The sequence below is a fragment of the Micromonospora sp. NBRC 110037 genome, assembly GCF_001652995.1.
Taxonomy (GTDB): Bacteria; Actinomycetota; Actinomycetes; order Mycobacteriales; family Micromonosporaceae; genus Micromonospora; species Micromonospora chalcea.
In genome coordinates this window covers 81,826-100,519 of record NZ_BBVA01000009.1, presented here as the reverse complement: position 1 = coordinate 100,519, position 18,694 = coordinate 81,826, and the positions used below count along the sequence as shown (strand labels likewise).

General features: G+C 73.3%; 24 protein-coding genes. 13 read left to right on the top strand and 11 right to left on the bottom strand.

The features are described from left to right. Positions 1 to 34: 34 nt before the first annotated feature. Together A4R25_RS24430 and A4R25_RS24425 are read left to right on the top strand one after the other, a co-directional pair. Positions 35 to 244 carry a type II toxin-antitoxin system VapB family antitoxin gene (locus A4R25_RS24430; protein ID WP_043329142.1) on the top strand — a complete coding sequence of 70 codons (210 nt, stop codon included), beginning with the start codon at positions 35 to 37 and terminating at the stop codon, positions 242 to 244. Further along, positions 241 to 660 carry a PIN domain nuclease gene (locus tag A4R25_RS24425; protein WP_064448209.1) on the top strand — a complete coding sequence of 140 codons (420 nt, stop codon included), beginning with the start codon at positions 241 to 243 and terminating at the stop codon, positions 658 to 660. Before A4R25_RS24430 ends, A4R25_RS24425 begins: the two co-directional genes overlap by 4 nt. A gap of 13 nt (positions 661 to 673) precedes the next feature. On the opposite strand, the gene A4R25_RS24420 is transcribed toward A4R25_RS24425, so the two are convergent. The 4 genes from A4R25_RS24420 to A4R25_RS24405 form a co-directional block, all read right to left on the bottom strand. Next, positions 674 to 1,084: a type II toxin-antitoxin system VapC family toxin gene (locus tag A4R25_RS24420; protein ID WP_043329139.1), complete on the bottom strand. Its 411-nt coding sequence runs from the start codon at positions 1,082 to 1,084 to the stop codon at positions 674 to 676. Beyond that, positions 1,081 to 1,365 (bottom strand): hypothetical protein, encoded by a 285-nt coding sequence (locus A4R25_RS24415; RefSeq protein ID WP_121685563.1) that lies wholly within the window; start codon positions 1,363 to 1,365, stop codon positions 1,081 to 1,083. Before A4R25_RS24415 ends, A4R25_RS24420 begins: the two co-directional genes overlap by 4 nt. Before the next feature lie 65 nt (positions 1,366 to 1,430). Further along, positions 1,431 to 1,685, bottom strand: coding sequence for a hypothetical protein (locus A4R25_RS24410; protein ID WP_043329135.1), 255 nt, complete (start codon positions 1,683 to 1,685; stop codon positions 1,431 to 1,433). Next, on the bottom strand, positions 1,682 to 1,996 hold the full coding sequence (locus tag A4R25_RS24405; protein WP_064448208.1) for a DivIVA domain-containing protein: 315 nt from the start codon (positions 1,994 to 1,996) through the stop codon (positions 1,682 to 1,684). Before A4R25_RS24405 ends, A4R25_RS24410 begins: the two co-directional genes overlap by 4 nt. 270 nt (positions 1,997 to 2,266) lie before the next feature. Between A4R25_RS24405 and A4R25_RS24400 the strand changes: the two genes are divergently transcribed. Next, the gene (locus tag A4R25_RS24400; RefSeq protein ID WP_064448207.1) at positions 2,267 to 3,103 is read left to right on the top strand and encodes a helix-turn-helix transcriptional regulator; all 837 of its coding nucleotides are present in this window, start codon (positions 2,267 to 2,269) and stop codon (positions 3,101 to 3,103) included. Between the two features lie 13 nt (positions 3,104 to 3,116). Then, entirely contained in the window at positions 3,117 to 3,323 is a 207-nt protein-coding gene (locus A4R25_RS24395) for a DUF397 domain-containing protein (protein WP_064448206.1), read from the top strand. Between the two features lie 31 nt (positions 3,324 to 3,354). Here the strand turns inward: A4R25_RS24395 and A4R25_RS24390 are convergent, their stop codons facing one another. After that, positions 3,355 to 3,969: a DUF6082 family protein gene (locus A4R25_RS24390; RefSeq protein WP_064448205.1), complete on the bottom strand. Its 615-nt coding sequence runs from the start codon at positions 3,967 to 3,969 to the stop codon at positions 3,355 to 3,357. A gap of 151 nt (positions 3,970 to 4,120) precedes the next feature. On the opposite strand from A4R25_RS24390, the gene A4R25_RS24385 reads away from it, so the two are divergent. Beyond that, positions 4,121 to 5,260, top strand: coding sequence for a site-2 protease family protein (locus tag A4R25_RS24385; RefSeq protein WP_064448204.1), 1,140 nt, complete (start codon positions 4,121 to 4,123; stop codon positions 5,258 to 5,260). Between the two features lies 1 nt (position 5,261). Here A4R25_RS24385 and A4R25_RS24380 read toward each other — a convergent pair whose 3' ends face one another. After that, the gene (locus tag A4R25_RS24380; protein ID WP_064448315.1) at positions 5,262 to 6,488 is read right to left on the bottom strand and encodes an FAD-binding protein; all 1,227 of its coding nucleotides are present in this window, start codon (positions 6,486 to 6,488) and stop codon (positions 5,262 to 5,264) included. A gap of 67 nt (positions 6,489 to 6,555) precedes the next feature. Here A4R25_RS24380 and A4R25_RS24375 point away from each other — a divergent pair, with 67 nt between their 5' ends. Next, entirely contained in the window at positions 6,556 to 6,963 is a 408-nt protein-coding gene (locus A4R25_RS24375) for a hypothetical protein (protein ID WP_064448203.1), read from the top strand. Positions 6,964 to 7,264: 301 nt separating this feature from the next. On the opposite strand, the gene A4R25_RS24370 is transcribed toward A4R25_RS24375, so the two are convergent. Further along, positions 7,265 to 8,194 (bottom strand): LLM class F420-dependent oxidoreductase, encoded by a 930-nt coding sequence (locus tag A4R25_RS24370; RefSeq protein WP_064448202.1) that lies wholly within the window; start codon positions 8,192 to 8,194, stop codon positions 7,265 to 7,267. A gap of 87 nt (positions 8,195 to 8,281) precedes the next feature. Here A4R25_RS24370 and A4R25_RS24365 point away from each other — a divergent pair, with 87 nt between their 5' ends. Next, on the top strand, positions 8,282 to 8,590 hold the full coding sequence (locus A4R25_RS24365; protein ID WP_104115004.1) for a helix-turn-helix transcriptional regulator: 309 nt from the start codon (positions 8,282 to 8,284) through the stop codon (positions 8,588 to 8,590). Between the two features lie 3 nt (positions 8,591 to 8,593). Further along, positions 8,594 to 9,115, top strand: a complete 522-nt coding sequence (locus A4R25_RS24360) for an SRPBCC family protein (protein ID WP_064448200.1) — start codon at positions 8,594 to 8,596, stop codon at positions 9,113 to 9,115. Between the two features lie 9 nt (positions 9,116 to 9,124). Here the strand turns inward: A4R25_RS24360 and A4R25_RS24355 are convergent, their stop codons facing one another. Further along, entirely contained in the window at positions 9,125 to 9,508 is a 384-nt protein-coding gene (locus A4R25_RS24355) for a hypothetical protein (RefSeq protein WP_043329122.1), read from the bottom strand. A 126-nt stretch (positions 9,509 to 9,634) separates the two neighbouring features. On the opposite strand from A4R25_RS24355, the gene A4R25_RS24350 reads away from it, so the two are divergent. Beyond that, positions 9,635 to 10,591: a daunorubicin resistance protein DrrA family ABC transporter ATP-binding protein gene (locus A4R25_RS24350; RefSeq protein WP_043331034.1), complete on the top strand. Its 957-nt coding sequence runs from the start codon at positions 9,635 to 9,637 to the stop codon at positions 10,589 to 10,591. Further along, a complete protein-coding gene (locus tag A4R25_RS24345) occupies positions 10,588 to 11,412 on the top strand; it encodes an ABC transporter permease (RefSeq protein WP_064448199.1) in 825 nt (274 codons plus the stop codon). The genes A4R25_RS24350 and A4R25_RS24345 overlap by 4 nt, the downstream gene beginning before the upstream one ends. A 7-nt stretch (positions 11,413 to 11,419) precedes the next feature. Here the strand turns inward: A4R25_RS24345 and A4R25_RS24340 are convergent, their stop codons facing one another. After that, the gene (locus tag A4R25_RS24340) at positions 11,420 to 14,560 is read right to left on the bottom strand and encodes a BTAD domain-containing putative transcriptional regulator (protein WP_082931126.1); all 3,141 of its coding nucleotides are present in this window, start codon (positions 14,558 to 14,560) and stop codon (positions 11,420 to 11,422) included. Positions 14,561 to 14,607: 47 nt separating this feature from the next. Between A4R25_RS24340 and A4R25_RS24335 the strand changes: the two genes are divergently transcribed. Then, positions 14,608 to 15,300 carry a hypothetical protein gene (locus tag A4R25_RS24335; RefSeq protein ID WP_373888015.1) on the top strand — a complete coding sequence of 231 codons (693 nt, stop codon included), beginning with the start codon at positions 14,608 to 14,610 and terminating at the stop codon, positions 15,298 to 15,300. Between the two features lie 15 nt (positions 15,301 to 15,315). Here A4R25_RS24335 and A4R25_RS24330 read toward each other — a convergent pair whose 3' ends face one another. Beyond that, the gene (locus A4R25_RS24330) at positions 15,316 to 16,086 is read right to left on the bottom strand and encodes a GNAT family N-acetyltransferase (protein WP_064448197.1); all 771 of its coding nucleotides are present in this window, start codon (positions 16,084 to 16,086) and stop codon (positions 15,316 to 15,318) included. 160 nt (positions 16,087 to 16,246) lie between these two features. Here A4R25_RS24330 and A4R25_RS24325 point away from each other — a divergent pair, with 160 nt between their 5' ends. Both A4R25_RS24325 and A4R25_RS24320 read left to right on the top strand, forming a co-directional pair. Then, the gene (locus A4R25_RS24325; protein WP_043329119.1) at positions 16,247 to 16,714 is read left to right on the top strand and encodes an SRPBCC family protein; all 468 of its coding nucleotides are present in this window, start codon (positions 16,247 to 16,249) and stop codon (positions 16,712 to 16,714) included. Positions 16,715 to 16,764: 50 nt separating this feature from the next. Continuing rightward, positions 16,765 to 17,952: an aromatic acid exporter family protein gene (locus A4R25_RS24320; protein ID WP_064448196.1), complete on the top strand. Its 1,188-nt coding sequence runs from the start codon at positions 16,765 to 16,767 to the stop codon at positions 17,950 to 17,952. 5 nt (positions 17,953 to 17,957) lie between these two features. On the opposite strand, the gene A4R25_RS24315 is transcribed toward A4R25_RS24320, so the two are convergent. Next, entirely contained in the window at positions 17,958 to 18,542 is a 585-nt protein-coding gene (locus A4R25_RS24315; protein ID WP_043329118.1) for a GNAT family N-acetyltransferase, read from the bottom strand. Positions 18,543 to 18,694: the final 152 nt, after the last annotated feature.

The window sequence follows — 18,694 nt, the reverse complement described above, 5'->3', positions numbered from 1 at the left end:
CACCTCGTTCGAGTGCTCGGACGAGGAGGCGCACGTGTCCCGGACCATCCTTGACGTCGACGACGACCTCCTGGCCGAGGCCGCCGAGATCCTCGGTACCGGCACCAAGAAGGCCACCGTCAACGCCGCGCTGCAGGAAGTGGTCAACCGGGAGAAGCGCCGGGAGTTCGCCGACTGGCTCAAGAGCGGCGGCCTGCCGGACCTCACCGACCCGCAGCAGGCGTCGAAGCCCGAAGCGGCATGACGCGGGAGCGCTACCTTCTCGACAAGTCGGCGCTCGCCAGGTGGCCGAAGCCCGCCGTGGCACCCGTCCTGGACGAGTTGTCCGAGCGCGGTCTGCTGGCGGTCTGCGGGGCGGTCGAGATCGAGGTGGTGCACAGCGCCCGCTCGGCCAAGGACGCGCAGCGCGCTCGATGGCTGCTTCGCGGCTTCGACTGGCTCGCCATGCCGGACGACATCTGGGATCGTGCGATCGACGTCCAGGTGCAGGCGCTGCACAAGGGCAACCACCGCGCGCTTTCGATGGCCGATCTGCTGATCGCCGCGACGGCCGAACGGCATGGCGTGACCGTTCTGCACTACGACGGTGACTTCGACCTGATCACCGCGATCACCGGCCAGCCGACGACGTGGGTCGTCCCGGCCGGAAAGGCCGACTGACCGACTACGGTCCTCATTCCCAGGAGTCGGAGATGTCGAGGACCTCGAGGTCGGGCGGGGCCGCCGCCGCTACCGTCCCGACGTCCCGTGTGACCAGGTAGCACCGGTAGAGCACGGCGGTGGCGATCGCGTGGGCCACGTCGAGCGGCACCTTGCGGCTCGCCGCGATCCGGGCCACCCGCCGGCTGGTCGGACCGTCGTATACCGCGATCCGGATGTCCCGGTCCGTGTCGAGGAGCAGGTCCAGCAGATCGGCGGCCGGAGTACCCGCTACCTGAAGCTGCGCCTGCCCCAGGCACAGCGCCGGGATCCACACCTCCTGCTCGGGATCCTCCTGCGCGAGGGTCAGCAGCGCACCCGGCTCGACGCTGTCCCCAGCGGCGTACGCGAGCAGTGCGGACGTGTCCAGGACGAGCCCGTTCACGCGGCAGCCGCCCCGTCACCGTCCCCGAACTGGCGTAGCCACTCCATGTTCCGATCGTGTTGCTCGTCGGTGATCGGCGGCTGTTGTGCCAGCCTCCGGCGAGCCCGCTCGACGTCCTCGTCGGTCACCACATAGCCGTGCTCAGCCCATCGGGCACGCAGACCGTCCGCTCGCATCTTCCGCCGGAGCACGTCGGCGATGAAGCCGGACGTCGTGCCCTGCGACCGCTCGACGTACTCGGCCACGTCGTCGGGCAGGCTGATCGTGATGCGCCGCGTCATACTCTCACCATAGCTCATGCATACTCCGCTTTCGGTGCGGCACGCGGTGCCGGTCGAGCGGGTGCTCATCGCGGCCGGAACCGCCGGGAGCACTCACCGTCGTGTCCGGGCCGGAGCAGACACCGCTGCCCGCCGGATAGCAACAGGTCGCAGAACACCCAGTGGCGGACGTTCTGGTCGTCCTCCGCCGAGACCGTGGTGCCGCCGGGCTCGGTCTGCGGCAGGACGTGCGACCAGTGCGCCACCACCCGGGCCAGCCGCTGAGCGGAAAGCAGGTCGTTGACGACGACCGGCAGGTGGATCACCCAGCGCTCGGTCACCTGTCGTACCCCCGTTCGTTGCGGGCCCGGGCCTGCTCCGACTGCCAGCGACGCAGCGCGTTCTTGATCCGGTCGGTCTCCCGGCGGCTCTGCGCCAGCGCGTCGTAAACAGTGGCCAGGTCACCGGCGACGCGGTCGAGGAACTCCCGCACCTCCTGCGGATCGAGCCCGCGCCGGCCCAGCTGGGTCGTCCGGAAGCTCCGCTCACGGACCTGCCACGGACGCAGGGGCTGGTAGGTGGACGAGCGGTAGCAGGTCGATCCGAGGACCGACCGCCGGCGACGCCGGACACGCCGGAGGAAGACGCGCATGACAGGACCTGCCCCTCACCGTCGAGATCGAACCGTGGAAGGGCGGGCCCACCGGCCCGCCGCGCACCGGCGGACCCACCCCGGCACCTGCCACCGCAGCCTTCGACCAGCAGTACGTCAGCAGGGCACAACGCGTGGCCCAGGTCGACACCCGATGACCCAGCCGATCCGGCCACTCACTCATCGTGCAGTGGACCGCACCCTTTGCGCAACTCCCGATTCGGGATGATGTCATTGCGAAGCTCGTCCGCTTCCGCCACACTGACCGGCATGACTGGAAGCCCGACCGTCCGACGTCGACGCCTGGCCGCTGCCCTCCGTCGCCTCCGTGAGCAGACCGGCATGACCGCCGACCAGGCCGCCAAGGAGGTGGGGATCTCGAAGTCGGCGATCAGCCGCATCGAGAACGCCCAGGTGTCCGTCATGCCGCCGGTCGCCCGTGGACTTCTTGAGCTGTACGGGGTGGAAGGCGACGAGGTGGACGCGCTCGTCCAGGTCGCCCGCGATGCCCGCAAGCGCGGCTGGTGGCAGGCGTACGACGACGTGCTGCCGGACTGGTTCGAGGTCTACGTCGGGCTGGAGGCCGAGGCGTCCGAGATCCGCGCGTTCGAGCCACAACTGATTCCGGGTCTACTCCAGACCGCCGACTACGCCCGCGCGATCATCCGCGCCGAGCACCCGGACGCCCCGACCGACGAGGTGGACCGGCGGGTGGAGTTGCGCATGCGGCGACAGGACACCGAGACTCCGCCGAAGCTCTGGGTGGTGCTGGACGAAGCCGCACTACGGCGGCCGGTCGGCGGCGCGGAGCTGTTCGCGGCGCAGTTGCGGCGACTGGCCGAGGAGGCCGACCGACCTGGCCGCACCATTCAGATCCTGACCTTCGGCGCGGGCGAGTACGGGTCGATGGGCAGTGCCTTCAGCGTGCTGACCTTCCCCGAGCCGGCCGATCCGGGGGTCGTCTACGTCGAGACCCGCGCGGGTAGCCTCTACCTCGAAGGCCAACAGGTCAGGGAGTACAGCCGCGTCTTCGAGCACCTGGTCGCCACGGCGGCCGGCGCCCGCGAGTCGCACGACCTGATCCTGGGGGCGATCGACGAGCTATGAGAGGACGGCGCGGGTGGAAGAGGCCAACCAGGCGGCGGTGACCTGGCGCAAGAGCACCCGCAGCAACGGCTCCGGAAACTGCGTCGAGGTCGCCGACAACCTGCCCGGCGTGGTCGGGCTACGCGACAGCAAGGACCCGCGAGGTCCTATCCTCGCCTTCGACCCGGCAGCCTGGTCGACCTTCGTCGCGGGCGTCAAGCACGAGACGTTCCGGAACTGAACGCGGCAGGCATCGCCTGCGCACCCTGACCCTACGATCCAACGCCCGAAGCCTCCGTGCTTCGTAGCTTCGCCAGGGCGCGCAGGTACTCGTCCTCTACAATCCGGTCGAACGCTGCTGGCTGCGCCCCCGCGTGCACGACCTTCCGCGTAAGCCGCGCCTGCTCCCAGAACCTCAAGCCGATCTCGGTGGCGAAGATGTCAGCCGCCAGCAGTCCTCGCAACTGGCTCTCAGGCATCCCGCCCAGTTGCCAGGTCGTGGCCCAGAAGTTGAGGATCAGATTGATGTAGGCCCGCTGCCTCCGCCGTTCAGGGGCAGGGTCCTGGGTCAGCGACCCCCAGCACTCCATCAGCACGGCATCATCTATGGCCATCTTGAGCAACAAGGCGTGCTGGTCACGTTGCGCGTATTCCAATGCGATGCGGTCCTGCCTGTTTTGACTGATGGTGGTGGCGACCACACCCACGAGAGCCAGCGCGGACAGAAGCATGGAGACCGAGCCGTAGGCTTGGCCGATATTCGCCAAGCGCTCCCAGTCGGTACTCGGATCGAAGGCGTAGTCGATCAGGGGCGGGGAGAGCAGCAGCGCAAGCCCTCCCAAGAAGACCAACAACGCCCAGACGGCTACGCCGCGAACACTCCTCATCTACGCAAGGCTAGTTCTCCCATCAAAGTTGATCAATCGAACGCGCCGCCACCTGGCACCCCGATCCTCCTGGCTCTGCACCCACCGCAGAACCGGCACGCCGTGCGGCAGGTTCTGGTGTGCGGGTGGGTGCGCCGGGTATGACGGAAACATGAGGGCGAGTTTCCGTCTGGGTCGGATCGCCGGCGTACCGGTCGGCGTCAACTGGAGTGTCCTGGTCATCTTCGTGCTGATCGCGTGGGCGCTGTCGGCGAGCCTGTTCCCCGCCTCGTACCCCGGTCACTCCCCCGTCGCCTACGTCGCGGCCGGCCTGGCCGCCGCCGTGGTCTTCTTCCTCGGCCTGCTCGCCCACGAGGTGGCGCACGCGGTGGTCGCCAAGCGCAACGGCATCGAGGTCGAGGGCATCACGCTCTGGCTGTTCGGCGGTGTCGCCGAGCTGAAGGGCGAGGCGAAGGACCCGGGCGCCGAGCTGCGGATCGCCGGGGTCGGGCCGCTGGTCAGCCTGATCATCGGCGTGTTCTTCGCGGCGATCGCGGTGGCGGTGGCCGCCGCGGGCGGGCACGGGCTGCTGCTCGGCGCGCTGGCCTGGCTGGCGGGCATCAACGTACTGCTGGCGATCTTCAACGTGCTGCCGGCCGCCCCGCTGGACGGCGGGCGGCTGCTGCGCGCGGCGGTGTGGAAGTTCACCGGCGACCGAACCAAGGCGTCGGTGGTGGCGGCCCGCGCGGGCTGGGTGCTCGGCGTCGTGCTGATCGGGCTGGGGCTGTGGCGGTTCTTCACCGGCGCCGGGTTCGGCGGGTTGTGGCTGGCGCTGATCGGCTGGTTCCTGCTCGGCGCCGCCGGCCAGGAGGAACGCGCCGCCCGGATGGGCGACGCGCTGCGCGGCATCCGGGTCGGCGACGTGATGACGCCGCAGCCGCAGACCGCGTCCGGCGACCTCACAGTGGCCGACTTCGTCGACCACTACCTTTTCGCGTACCGGCACTCCGCGCTCCCACTGACCGTCGACGGCAGGCCGGTCGGTCTGGTCACGCTCGATCGGGTACGCGGCATCGCGGCCGACCGCCGTGCGTCGACCACGCTGGCCGAGGTGTCCTGCCGGGCCGACGAGCTGGTGCTCGCCCGCCCGGACGAGCAGCTCACCGACCTGCTGCCCCGGCTCAACGAGTGCACCGACGGCCGCGCTCTCGTGGTGGTCGACAACCAGCTTGTCGGCATCGTCTCGCCCAGCGACATCAGCCGCGCGGTGCAGCGCGGCAGCCTGCGCCAGCAGATGCCGGCCGGACGCTGAGTCAGTCCCGGGGGAAGTAGCGGTCCATCTCGGCGGTGCGGAACTTCCCCTTCGGGTCGAACTCGCGCAGCAGCGCGGCGAAGTCGGCGTGCCGGGGGTACGCGGCGGCGGGATCGCGCTCGAACAGCTTGCCCCAGTGCGGGCGCGGCGCGAACGGGGCGAGCCGCTCCTCCACCTCGGTTAGCACCGGCGCGACAGCGACCGGATCGCCGATCCAGGTGAAGTGCAGCGCCAGCGAGTCGCGCCGGAAGTTCGGGCTCAGCCACAGCTCGTCGGCGGCGACCGTACGCAGCTCGCAGATCTGGAGCACGGCGGCGATGCGGTCGGCGACCGGGTCGAGCGCGGCGAGCGCCGCCGACGCGTCGGCCCGGGCCACGTGCCACTCCGACTGCAGCTCCTCGCCGCTGCTGGGGGTGAAGCCGAGCCGGAAGTGCGGCAGCCGCTCGTGCCACGGCCCCGGCTCGCCGAGCTGAGCGGTGCAGTGCTCCGGCGACATGCCGGGCACCGGGTGCCGGGGCGAGTCGGCGGCCACCGTGTCCAGCCAGTCGGCGGGCGGCGGGGCCTCGTCGGCGTACTGCTTCACCCACACCTGGTCGAAGCGCTCCGAGCGCCACGAGGTGAAGACGCTGACGCTGTACGCGGCGTCGAGCGCCTCGTCCAGCGCGGCGCGGGGCAGGCCCAGACGGACGTGCTGCCGGATCTCGTACGTGGGCACCACGTCGAGCGTGAGCCGGGTGACCACGCCCAGCGCGCCCAGGTTGACCACCAGCCCGGCGAACCGCGGGTCGGCCCGGTCGACGGTGATCAGGTCGCCGTCGGCGGTGACGAGTTCCAGCGCGGCGACGGCGGCGGCCAGGTTGCGGTTCCGCGCGCCGGAGCCGTGGGTGGCGGTGGCGACCGAGCCGGCCACCGAGATGTGCGGCAGCGACGCGAGGTTCGCCAGCGCGTACCCCTGGGCCTGGAGCGCGGTGGCCAGGTCGCCGTAGCGGACGCCCGCCGCGACGGTGACGGCGCCGCGGTCGGGGTCGAGCGCGACGGCGGGTGGCAGGCCGTCCAGCGCGATCTGGGTGCCGGTGGTGTCGCCGAGCCGGTTGAACGAGTGGCCGGTGCCGACGGCCCGGACCAGGTCGGCCTCCGCGACCAGCCGCCGCAGTTCGTCGGTCGAGGTCGGCCGCGATCGGGTACGCGCCGACCAGCTGACGTTTCCGGCCCAGTTCGTGTCCGTCATGCGCTGCATCATCCGCCATCATGCGCCGGCAGGGTTGCCCCGGCCACTCGGCGGGAATCCTGGCGGGATGAGCAGCTACCGCGACCCGAGCCTCCGCGGCGACGTGTACCCGTCGGAGGAGGAGATCGACCCGACCGGCGTGGACCCCGACGCTGCGGAGATGCCGCCCGCCGGTGTGGGACCCGCCGGTGTGGGGGTGACGCCCGCCGCGACCGCCCCGGTTCCGGGGCCCACGCCGGAGCCCGAGCCCGCGCCGGTGCCCCACCCGGGGCCGCCGCCGCGCCAGGGGGCGGGCCGGTCGATCGTGACCCGGCACCTGGACGGTTCCGTCGAGGTGGTCACGGATCTGGACGGCGACGGTGTGGCCGACGTGGTGCAGATCGACCTGGACGGCGACGGCGTACCCGACGTGACGTACCTGGACAGCGACCGCGACGGCCGCCTCGACACGGTCCGCCGCGCCACAACAAGCTGACCCGCCCGCCGCCCACGCGACTCGGCGACGATCTTGGAGTTCTGGCGTCCACACCGCCGTTGATCATGCGGTTGCCGCCCCGACAAGAGCCGTAAATCCGGCACCGGAAGGGCCGCAACCGCAAGATCGCGGGGTTTGTGGGGGGCGGCGCGGGAGTGCCTCCCGTAACGCGAGATTGTTGTTCCGCAAGGTGGGACCGCTGGAGATCTTGGTACGGAACGGCCCCTATAGGGGCCGTTCCGTACCAAGATCTCGACGGGAGGCGGGAGGCGGGAGGCGGGGCGGGGGACGCCAACCCCGGTCAGATGTGGGGCATCACCTCGGCGGCTACCAGCTCCAGGTGGTCCAGGTCGGTCAGGTCCAGCACCTGGAGGTAGGCCCGGGAGCTGCCCGCCTCGGCGTACCGGCCGAGCGTCTCGACCACCTCGGCGGGCGTGCCGGCGGCGCCGTTGGCGCGCAACTCGTCCGGGTCACGACCGATCGCCTCGGCGCGCCGCTTCACCTCGGCCTCGTTGCGGCCGCAGCACAGCACGAGCGCGTTGGACCAAGCCATCGTGGACGGATCGCGGTCGATCTCGGCGCAGGCGTCGCGTACCCGCTGGAACTGCGTGACGGTGTCCTCGACCGAGACGAACGGCAGGTTGAACTCGTCGGCGTACCGGGCGGCCAGGCGGGGCGTGCGCTTCGGTCCCATGCCGCCGAGCAGGATCGGCGGGCGGGGGCTCTGCACCGGCTTGGGCAGCGCCGGCGAGTCGCTGACCGGGTAGTACGTGCCGGGGAAGTCGAACGTGGAGCCCGCCGGGGTGGACCAGAGCCCGGTGATCACCGCGAGCTGCTCCTCCAGCCGGTCGAACCGCTCCCCCAGCGGCGGGAACGGGATGCCGTACGCGGTGTGCTCCTCGGCGTACCAGCCGGTGCCGATGCCCAGCTCGACCCGGCCGCCGCTCATCTGGTCGACCTGCGCCACCGTGATCGCCAGCGGGCCGGGGAGCCGGAACGTGGCGGCGGTCATCAGCGTGCCGAGCCGGATCCGGGTGGTGTCGCGGGCCAGCCCGGCGAGCGTGGTCCAGGCGTCGGTCGGGCCGGGGTCACCGCTCACCGAGCCCATCTTCAGGTAGTGGTCGGAGCGGAAGAACGCGGCGAAGCCGGTCTCCTCCGCGCGCCGGGCCACGGCGAGGAGCTGGTCGTACGTGGCGCCCTGCTGGGGTTCGGTGAAGATCCGCAGTTCCATGCCCCGAGCATATGGAGCCGGCCGGGGCGGGGCAGCGCGACCTGCCATTCCTTGCCGAGCATATAACCGATGAGGCATATTGAAGGCGTGACAGTCGACGCTTTCGCCGTGCTGGCCGAGCCCTCCCGGCGCCGCATCCTGGACCGGCTGCGCCGGACCGAGAGCAGCGTCGGCGAGCTGGTGGACGCGCTGGGCATGAGCCAGCCGGCCGTCTCCAAGCATCTGCGCGTGCTCCGCGACGCCGGCCTGGTCACCTGCCGTACTGCCGCGCAGCGGCGGATCTACCGGGTCGACACCGCGCCGCTACGAGCAGTCGACGACTGGCTCGAGCCCTACCGGTCGATGTGGACCACGCATCTCGACGCCCTGGAACGCCATCTCGACAGTCAGGAGTGACAGATGGACCGCGCCACGTTCCGCCCCGGCCCACTCGCCCGGGTGAGGCTGACACCCGAAAGCGAACTGGTCTTCGTCCGCGACCTGCGGCACCCGCCGGAAACCGTGTGGGCCGCGCTCACCGACCCGGATCGGCTCGCCGAGTGGGCGCCGTTCCTGGCCGACCGTGACCTGGGCCGCCCCGGCGACGCCGTACTCAGCGCCGTCGACGGCGACCAGAGCTACCCGGCGCCGGCCCGGGTGCTGCGCGCCGACCGGCCGCACCTGCTGGAGTACACCTGGGGCGACGACCTGCTGCGCTGGGAGCTGGCCGCCAACGGCGACGGCACCACGCTCACGCTGCGGCACCGGGTCGGCGGTCCCGACCTCGCCCCGATGACTGCCGCCGGCTGGCACATCTGCCTCGACGTCGCCGCGCATCTGCTCGACGACGACCCGGTCGGCCCGATCCGGGGCGCGGAGGCGAAGGACTTCGGCTGGGCGGACCTGCGCGACGCGTACGCCGAACGCCTGAACCGCGACTGACGACTGCGGTCACCCGGTCCGGCGGCGCAGCCACCCGGCGGCGCCGCCGACAAGCGTCGTTCCGATGGTGGTGCCGATCGCCACCAGCGCCGCCCCGACCGCCCACAGGCCGGTGTCGTCGGTCGAGGCGGCGTGCACCGCCCACGGAACGGTGAACGCCACTGTCATCACGGTCGCCACCAGCCAGATGTTCAGCCACCAGCCGGCGACGGCGGCCAGCGCGCCCAGGGTCAGCACCGCGGCGGCGACCTGCCAGACCGCGTACGGCCCGCTCATGTCGCCGGTCTGCGGGTCCACGGTCCAGCCGGACTCCCAGCTCAGCCAGGCCACCCAGGCGCCGGCCGTGGCCAGCGCCAGGAACAGACCGCCGAGCAGCGTACGTCTCGTCGTCACGCCTTCGATCCTGCCCGGCCGGCGGGGCTGGCGAATGAGCACGCGTACTCGATTTCGCCGCCGCGCACACGGCGGTGTGCGCGGCGTGTGCGCCCGGTGCCAGCGGCCCCGGCCATCGTCGGCGTCATGAGTTACGCATTCGAAGCGGAGGGCCTGGTCAAGCGGTTCGGTACGACCACCGCGCTGGCCGGGATCGACCTCGCCGCACGCCGGGGGACCGTGCTGGGGGTGTTGGGGCCCAACGGCGCCGGCAAGACCACTGCGGTACGGATCCTCGCCACGCTGTTGCGCCCGGACGGGGGGCGCGCGACTGTCGGCGGCTACGACGTGGTCACCGACGCCGCCCGGGTACGGCGGCTGATCGGGCTGACCGGCCAGTACGCCTCGGTGGACGAGGACCTGACCGGCACCCAGAACCTGGTGCTGATCGGCCGGCTGCTCGACCTGAGCCGCCACGAGGCGCGGGCGCGGGCGGCGGAGCTGCTCGCCTGGTTCGGCCTGACCGACGCGGCCGGACGCCCGGCCAAGACGTACTCCGGGGGTATGCGCCGCCGCCTGGACCTGGCCGCGAGCCTGGTCGGCCGGCCGGAGGTGATCTACCTGGACGAGCCGACGACCGGGCTGGACCCGGCGAAGCGGGAGGAGATGTGGGGCGTGGTCCGCTCGCTCGTCGACGACGGGTCGACGGTGCTGCTGACCACGCAGTACCTGGACGAGGCCGACGCGCTCGCCGACGAGATCTCGGTGATCGACCACGGCCGGGTGATCGCGCACGGCACGCCGGGCGAGCTGAAGCGGATCGCCGGCAGCCAGACGATCGTGGTCCGGCCGACCGATCCGGGCCGGATCGGCGCGGTCGCCGAGATCCTGCGCGCCGCCACCGGGACCGATCCCGAGCTGCCCCGGCCGGGCGTGCTCACCGTGCCGGTGGACGACGACACCCCGTTCACCGCTGTGGTCCGCCGGCTCGACGACGCCGGCATCGGAGTGGTCGAGCTGGCGCTGCGGCTGCCCAGCCTCGACGAGGTGTTCTTCACGTTGACCGGCCACGGCGCCGAGGAGCAGGCGGAGGTGGCGGCATGACCACGACGACCCGTACGGCGACGCCGCCGCCCCGGACCGGCACGCCCCGCGCCTCCGCCCGTCCGTTCGGGCTGGTCCGGCACAGTCTCGCGCTGGCCGGCCGCAGCCTGGTCAAGACGATCCGGACCCCGGAACAACTGCTCGACGTCACGCTCCAGCCGGTCGTCTTCGTGCTGATCTTCGTCTACCTGCTCGGCGGCGCGGTCGCCGGCTCGCAGCACGAGTACCTGCAGTTCCTGCTGCCCGCGATCATGGTGCAGACCGTGCTGTTCGCGTCCATCGCCACCGGCGTCAGCCTCAACACCGACGTCGAGAAGGGCGTCTTCGACAGGTTCCGCAGCCTGCCGATCGCCCGGTCCGCGCCGCTCGTCGGCTCGGTGGTCGGCGACCTGGTCCGGTTCGTGGTCTCCATCGCGGTGCTGCTGGGGTTCGGCTACGCGCTCGGCTTCCGGATCGGCACCGACCCGCTGTCCGCGCTCGCCGCCTGCCTGCTGACCATCGCGTTCGCGTTCGCGGTCAGCTGGATCGGCGTGCTGCTCGGGGTGCTGATGCGCAGCCCGGGCGCGGTGCAGGGCACGGCGTTCCTGCTGCTGTTCCCGCTGACCTTCGGCACCAACATGATGGTGCCGACGGACACGCTGCCCGGCTGGTTGCAGTGGTGGGTCGGGGTCAACCCGGTGGCCGACGTGATGGAGGCGGCCCGGGGTCTGATGATCGGCGGCCCGGTGGCCGGGCCGGTGACCCGGTCGCTGCTCTGGACCGTGGCGATCATCGCGGTGTTCGCGCCGCTCGCCGTCCGCGCCTACCGCCGCCGCGCCTGAGGGCGCCTCATCCAGCCGGGTCGCCGCCCACGAACGCGAGGGCGTCGGCCCGGCTGCGGCCGTTACCCCGGGCGTACGCGGCGGCGTAGCTCTCCTCGCCCAGCTCGGCGCGCAGCCGCTCGGCGAGCCGCTGCGCGTCGGGATTGGAGCGGTCCGGCCGCCCGCGCAGCGAGTCGGAGACGCCGAGCAGTTCGGCCGCGCGCTCGTACCGGCCATCGGCCACCGCCAACGCCACCCAGCCGACAGTGACGATCGCGACCACCGGCATGTCCCGGGCGGCGAGGCTGCGCGTGGTCGCATCGTCGAGACAGCGACGCGCACCCGGCAGGTCACCGCGGGCCAGCGCCAGATGGCCCGTCTCGGTCAGCAGCAGGGCACGGAACTGCGGGGCGGCCAACGGCGTCTCGTCCTGGCGGCGCGTCGCCTCGGCGAGGCACTCCTGCGCCTCGTCCAGCGACCCCTCGGAGCGGGCGATGCTGCCGAGCATCATCAGCCCGAACGCGCCGTCCCGGCCGTCCCGGTCGGTCACGAACCGGCGCAGTTCGGCCTTGGCGCCGGCCACGTCGCCGGAGCGGGCCCGGATGGCGGCGAGCCAGATCAGCTGGAAGCCGGGCTCGGAGGCCGGGTTGAGTTCCCGGGCCAGCCGCACCGACTCCTCCAGCGCCGCGGTCGCCGCCTCGAAGTCGCCGCGTTTGGTGAGCGCGTCGGCGTACTCGCTGAGCACGTGCGACAGGCTCATCCGCTCGCCGACCGCGCGCAGCTCCGCGGCGGCGTCGGTCAGGTCACGCAGCATGCCGTCGGCGTCGCCGTCGTTCTCCTTGAACTTGCCGCGTACCCCCAGCAGCGTGCCGTCGGTCCACGGGTCGGGATGCCCGCGCGCCCGGTCGATCGCCGCGATCCCGGCCGCCGTGTCGTCGTCGAAGATCGACAGCATCGGCGCGAGCAGCCCCACGATCGGATGCTTGGTCCCCTCCACCGCCCGCAGGGTCGTGGTCAGCTCGGCGATCTGCTCCGGCGTCGGCCCCCGCTCGCCGCCTGCCAGCTCCGAACCGATGCGGATGGCGAGCACCACCGCCCGCTCCTCCGCCGGGGCCGGGCCGGGCAGCGCCAGCGCGCGGGCCAGCACGTCACCGCCGATGCCGCCGTCGCCCCAGATCACCAGCGGCAACGCCAGCCCCGCGCCGATGCGCAGCGCGGTGTCGGCGTCACCGGCGTCGCAGGCGTAGTGCAGCGCGCCGACGATGTTCTCCCGTTCCGCCTCCAGCAGCCGCAGCCACGGCAGCTGACCGGCCGTGCGCAGGTGCGGCTCCGCGGTCCGGACCAGCTCCCGGAAGTACGCCGCGTGCGCGGCGCGCGCCCCGGCCGACGCCCCGGCGGCGGCGAGCCGTTCCAGCCCGTACTCCCGGATGGTCTCCAGCATCCGGAACCGCCCGTCGCCGACCACCTGGAGCAGCGACTTGTCCACGAGCGCGTCGAGCAGCGCGACGGCGGCCGGGCCGGCGACGCCGGCCGCCGAGTCGGCGGTGACCGACGCCGGGAAGACCGCGAGCCGTTCGGCGAGCTGCCGCTCGTCGTCGGTGAGCAGCCCCCAGCTCCAGTCCACCACCGCCCGCAGCGTGCGGTGCCGGGGCAGCGCGGTGCGGCTGCCGCCGGTCAGCAGCCGGAACCGGTCGTCCAGACCGGCCGCGACCTGCCGCGGCGACAGCGTCCGCAGGCGCGCCGCCGCGAGTTCGATGGCCAGCGGCAGGCCGTCGAGCCGCCGGCAGATCTCCACCACTGCCGCCACGTTCTCGCCGGTCACCGCGAACCCGGGCCGCACGGCGGCGGCCCGGTCGCGCAGCAACTGCACCGACGGGTACGCGAGCGCGTCGCCCGGCGTGGCGTCCGCCGGTGGCAGCCGCAACGGGGGTACGGGTTCCAGCACCTCGCCGACGATGCCGAGCGGCTCCCGGGAGGTGGCCAGCACGCGCAGCCCCGGACAGTGGCCGAGCAGGTCCTCGGCGAGCCGGGCGGCGGCCTCGACGACGTGTTCGCAGTTGTCCAGCACGATCAGCGTCTCGTCGGTGGCGATCGTGTCCACCAGGCGGCCGAGCGTGTCGCGGGCCGGCTGGCGTACCGGTTCCAGCTTCCGGTCCCGCCGCCCGAGCGTGTCGAGCACGGCCCGGGGCACGTCCGCCGGGTCGGTGATCGGTGCCAGCTCGACCAGCCACGCCCCGCCGGGTACGCCGTCGGCGAGCCGGCCCGCCGCCACGCTCGCCAGCCGCGTCTTGCCGGCTCCGCCCGGCCCGAGCAGGGTGACCAGCCGGTTGCCGGCGAGCAGCCCGGTGAGCCGGCGCAGGTCCTCGTCGCGCCCGACGAACGTGGTGAGCGCGGCCCGCAGGTTGCCCCGCGTCACGGCCGTCGGCTGCGGCGGGGCCGCCTCGCCGCGCAGCAGCTCCAGGTGCGCGGCCCGCAACTGCGGCGACGGGTCGACGCCCAGCTCGTCGGCGAGCCGCTGCCGGATCCGCTCGTACGCGGCGAGCGCCTCGGCGGGCCGCCCGGCGGCGGCGAGCGTACGCAGGTGCAGTTCGGCCAGCCGCTCCCGCAGCGGATGCGCGGCGGTCAGCTCCTCCAGCTCGGCGACCAGCAGTTCCGGCCGCCCGGCGCGCAGCTCCGCCTCGATCCGGTCCTCCTGCGCGGTGAGCCGCAGTTCCGCCAGCCGCGCCACCGCTGCCGCCGCGTACGGCGCGTCGGCGACCTCGGCCAGCGCCGGCCCCCGCCACAGCGCGAGCGCGTCGCGCAACGTCGTCCGCGCCGTCGCCGCGTCCCCGTCGCGCAGCGCCGCCCGCCCCTGCCGGGTCAGCCGCTCGAACCGCCCGGCGTCCACGTCGTCCGGGTCCAGGTCGAGCCGGTAGCCCGCCGGGCTGCTGCGTACCCCGAGCCCGGGCACCGCCCGGCGCAGCCGCGACACGAGCGTCTGCACCGCGTTGGCGGTGTCGGTGGGCGGCTCGTCGCCCCAGAGCGCCTCGGCCAGCGCGGGTACGCTCACCGGCCGGCCCGGGTCCAGCGCGAGGCGGATCAGCAGCGCCCGCAGCCGCGCCCCGGCGACGTCGAGCGGCCGGTCGCCGTCGCGGACCTCAAGCGGCCCGAGGATCCCCACCCGCACCATGCCACTCTCTCACCCGCCGGCGAACCGATGGTGGCAAGATCGCGGGCGTGACGAGTGTGTCCCGCCCGCTGCCACGGCTCGTGGGGCCGGAGGCGTTCGCGGACGTCCCCGCCGACCGGCTCCTGGCGGTGCTGGAGGCGGTCACGATGGTCCTCACGCTCCCCCACCGCGCCGCCGAGCGGGTGGACGCGCTGGTGGTGGCCACCGGCCAGGGCGAGGACTGGCGTCTCACCGACGCGATCCGCGCCTGGGAGACCGGCCCGGCGCTGCGGCACCTGCTGGTGGCGAACACCGACTCGGCCGAGCGGACGTACCGCCCGCTCACACTGGACCGGCTGCGCGGACTCGGTCTGCGCCGGGTCGACGGGGTCGTGCTCCAGGCCGAGCCGGTCACCGGCACCGGCCGGCAGGCCACCTGGGTCGTGGAGCAGGTACGGGCGCTGGGCATCGGCAGCGTCGCGCTCGTCGTCTCGCCGTACCACCTGGTCCGGGTCTATCTCACCGTGCTGCGGGCCTGCGACGACGCCGGCCTGCGGATCCCGATGGTGCCGCTACCAGTGGCTGTCGCACCGGACGCCCCGGTGCCGGAGACCGGCGCGGCCGGGTACGACCTGGTGGCCGGCGAGGTCAGCCGTCTGCTCCGCTATCCCGGCCAGGGGTGGATCGCCACCCCGGAACGGCTACGCGACTACCTGCGCTGGCTCTGGTCCGAGCACCACCCTCTGCTCACCGGCGCCTGAAGGTTCCCCGGCGGGCTACGCGTCGGGGATCCGGACGGTGAGCACCCGGGTGAGGACGCGGAAACCGGCCGCGTCGTACATCCTGCGGGCCGGGTTGCCGTCGACCACCGACAGGCCGACGGACGGCAGCCCCGCCTCCCGCGCCCCGCGCAACGCGTGGACGAGCAGCGCCCGCCCGAACCCGCGCCGCTGTGCCCGGGGCGCGACACCGAGGTTGAGGATCCAGACGCAGTCGTCGTCGGTCCACGGCACCGGCCCGGCGCACAGCACGTGCCCGGCGCTGCGGCCGTCCGGGTCGATCAGCCGGGCCGAGGCGGGCACCAGGGGCGGCACCGGCTCACCGGTGTCGAACATCGCCCGCACCTGTTCGGTGTCGCTGGGCTGCCAGCGGCCGTCCGGGTGGTCCGGGCCGTACGCCGCGTCCAGCCCTGCGGCGAGGTCGTCGTCCCAGCCGGGGGCGCCGAGCGACCAGCCGTCCGGCAGCGCCACCGGCTCGGGCACGTCGGTCAGGTCGTGCCGCATGTCAGTGGCGGCCCGGCTCAGCTTCAGCCCGTCGGCCACCAGCGCCGCCGCCAGCGCCTCGTCCGGCGTCTCCAGCCGATGCCCGGCGAGGTCACGCCGCACCTGCGCGACGAGCCGGGTGAACGGCGCCCCGGGTAGCGCCCGGACGTCGGCCGCGACCCGCGTGCCGTCGTCGTCCCGCAGCCGCATCCGGGCCAGCGGCACGTCGTCGGCATCGAACAGCAGCGAGTCGTCAGGGGCGTCGGGGTGCGGTAGTACCGGCATTCGCGGCAGCGTACCCGGCGCGCCCCGCCCCCGCTTCCCCGCCGATCTTGGAGTTGTGGTGCCTGAATCGCCCTACTCGGTGACATTTGTCAACCGCCACAACTCCAAGATCGGCGTCGGGCGGGACCGGCGAGCGGTGGGAGGCGCCTAGGGTTGGGGGGTGAGCAGGGTCGATCGGGGCAGCAGGACGATCGGGGCCGCGCCGGCAGCGGTGTACGGGGCGCTCGTGGATCGAGCGGCCCTGGAGGCTTGGTTGCCGCCGGACGGGATGCGCGGGCGGATCGAGCGGTGGGATCCTCGGCCCGGTGGCGGGTTCCGGATGGTGCTCACCTATCTCGATCCGGCGGGCAGCCCGGGCAAGACGTCGGACGCCACCGACGTGGTCGACGTCGGGTTCGCCGAACTCGTACCGGCGCGCCGGGTCGTGCAGACCGCCGTGTTCCAGGCCGACGACCCCGCGTACGCGGGCACCATGACCATGACCTGGCACCTCGCGGCGGCCGGCGACGGCACCGAGGTGACGGTCACGGCCACCGGCGTACCACCGGGCATCGACCAGGCGGTGCACGAGGAGGGCATCGCGTCCTCGCTGGCGCACCTGGCCGCGTACCTCGAACCGGGCGGCTGACCTCGGCGGACGCCGGGATTGGCGGCGGTTTTTGCGGGTAGCCGCCGGCGGTGACCGGGCAGCGGGAGGGGCGCGGCGGCCGGCGGGGGTCGTCGCGGCGCGCCGGCCTGGACGCGGAACGGTTCGACGAGGCGTGGGAGCGCGTGAACGAGCGCGGCCGGGCCGCCGGGCGGGACCGGATGCAGCAGCTGCGGGTCAAGTCCGTACTCGCCGTGCAGGCCGGGCTGGCGGCGGCGCTGGCCTGGGCCGTCGCGCGCTGGGTCACCGGCATGCCGAGCCCGATCTTCGCCCCGGCGGCCGCGGTCGCGGTGATCACCTCGTCGTTCGGACGGCGCCTCTCCAACACCGTCGAGCTGCTCGCCGGGGTGACGCTCGGCATCATCGTGTCGGACCTGCTGATCGGTGCCGTCGGCGCCGGGGTGTGGCAGACCGGCGTGATCGTCGCGGCGTCCGTCCTGGTCGCGCTGGCATTGAGTACGCGGGGCGGGATCGTGGGCAACGCCAGCGGTACGGCGGTGCTGCTCGGCGCGCTCTCCTCGTCCCGGCACACGCTGGAGTTCCCCCGCTTCGTGGACGCGCTGATCGGCGGCGGCGTGGGCCTGGTGGTGACGCTGCTGCTGGTGCCGATCAACCCGCTGCGGGTCATGCGGCGGGTGGCCGCGCCGACGTTGCGGCAGCTCGCCGACCAGCTCGCGGCGACCGCCACCGCCCTACGGCGACGCGACCACGAACTGGCCGACCGGGCGCTGAGCCGGTCGCAGGCGATCGGCACGGACCTGGGCCGGTTCTGGGACGTCTTCGGCGGCGCGAAGGAAACCGTCGACCTCGCCCCGGCCCGGTGGCCGAGGCGGCAATCCGTTCAGCATTACCAGCTCGGCGCGCCGGACGTGGACCAGGCGGTCTGGAACACCCGGGTGCTGGCCCGGCGGGCCGTGGTGCTGATCGAGGACGGGGAGCCGATCCCGGAGAGCCTGCCGGACGCCGTGGAGGCGCTCGGCGCGGCGGTGCACGCCGTACAGGAGGAGGTTCTCGCGGACCAGGGTCCGGAGGACGCCCGCCGGCACGCGCTGAGCGCGGTGGCGGCGGCGACGCGCGCGGAGCTGGCCGGGACCGGGCTGTCCGGCACGGTGATCGTGGGGCAGGTCCGGACCGCCGCGAGCGACATCCTCCAGGCGACCGGGATGGAGCGGGAGGAGGCGCTGCGGCGCATCCGGGAGGTGGCCGCCGCGCAGTCGTGACCCGGTCAGTCGTCCCCGCGTACGCGGGCGTGCAGGTGCATGTCGTGCCGTCCGTCGTCGTGCACGGCCGCGCTGCGCTTGGTGCCCTCCAGCCGGAACCCGGCCTTGACCGCCACCCGGCACGACGCGACGTTGCCGGTCGAGTGGTCCAGCCAGAGCCGGTGCAGCCGGCCGTCCGCGAGCGCCCACGCGCTCAGCGCCCGCAGCGCGCCGGAGGCCACGCCGGTGCCGCGGGCGGCCGGAACCACCCAGTACGCGCACGCGGCCTCGCCGTCGTCGAGGTTGACGCCGCCCAACGTCATGCGCCCCACCACCTCGTCGCCCCGGGTCACCGCCCAGCTCGCGCCCGTCTCCTCCTGCCACGATCGACGGGAGTGGGCGAACCACTGGAGGACCTGCTCCGGCGACGCGGGCCGGCGGGTGTGCCAGCGGCGGATCTCCGGATCCTGGTACGCGGCCAGGACGGTCGGCGCGTCCCCGTCCGCCCAGGGGCGCAGGACCAGGCCGCCCTCGGCGGGCAACGTCGGTTGCGGGCCGGCGGCCAACGTACCGGCGGGAACGGCGGGCGGTGTGGACACCTGAAAGCGCATGCCCGACTCTCCCCCGCCGACCACCCCACATGTCAATCGGGTTCAGATCGGCACGTGCGAGGGTCCACGCGTCACGTGGCCGCTCGGCTAGGGTGCGCTGGTGGCAGTGACGGCAGCGGGCGTCTTCCGGCGTACGCCGCGGGAACGGCCTG

Coding starts and splice junctions, on each gene's coding strand:
- A4R25_RS24425 (WP_064448209.1), top strand. CDS start 241: ATGACGCGGGAGCGCTACCTTCTCGACAAGTCGGCGCTCGCCAGGTGG.
- A4R25_RS24415 (WP_121685563.1), bottom strand. CDS start 1,365: ATGACGCGGCGCATCACGATCAGCCTGCCCGACGACGTGGCCGAGTAC.
- A4R25_RS24405 (WP_064448208.1), bottom strand. CDS start 1,996: ATGCGCGTCTTCCTCCGGCGTGTCCGGCGTCGCCGGCGGTCGGTCCTC.
- A4R25_RS24400 (WP_064448207.1), top strand. CDS start 2,267: ATGACTGGAAGCCCGACCGTCCGACGTCGACGCCTGGCCGCTGCCCTC.
- A4R25_RS24390 (WP_064448205.1), bottom strand. CDS start 3,969: ATGAGGAGTGTTCGCGGCGTAGCCGTCTGGGCGTTGTTGGTCTTCTTG.
- A4R25_RS24385 (WP_064448204.1), top strand. CDS start 4,121: ATGAGGGCGAGTTTCCGTCTGGGTCGGATCGCCGGCGTACCGGTCGGC.
- A4R25_RS24380 (WP_064448315.1), bottom strand. CDS start 6,488: ATGACGGACACGAACTGGGCCGGAAACGTCAGCTGGTCGGCGCGTACC.
- A4R25_RS24375 (WP_064448203.1), top strand. CDS start 6,556: ATGAGCAGCTACCGCGACCCGAGCCTCCGCGGCGACGTGTACCCGTCG.
- A4R25_RS24370 (WP_064448202.1), bottom strand. CDS start 8,194: ATGGAACTGCGGATCTTCACCGAACCCCAGCAGGGCGCCACGTACGAC.
- A4R25_RS24360 (WP_064448200.1), top strand. CDS start 8,594: ATGGACCGCGCCACGTTCCGCCCCGGCCCACTCGCCCGGGTGAGGCTG.
- A4R25_RS24350 (WP_043331034.1), top strand. CDS start 9,635: ATGAGTTACGCATTCGAAGCGGAGGGCCTGGTCAAGCGGTTCGGTACG.
- A4R25_RS24345 (WP_064448199.1), top strand. CDS start 10,588: ATGACCACGACGACCCGTACGGCGACGCCGCCGCCCCGGACCGGCACG.
- A4R25_RS24340 (WP_082931126.1), bottom strand. CDS start 14,560: ATGGTGCGGGTGGGGATCCTCGGGCCGCTTGAGGTCCGCGACGGCGAC.
- A4R25_RS24330 (WP_064448197.1), bottom strand. CDS start 16,086: ATGCCGGTACTACCGCACCCCGACGCCCCTGACGACTCGCTGCTGTTC.
- A4R25_RS24315 (WP_043329118.1), bottom strand. CDS start 18,542: ATGCGCTTTCAGGTGTCCACACCGCCCGCCGTTCCCGCCGGTACGTTG.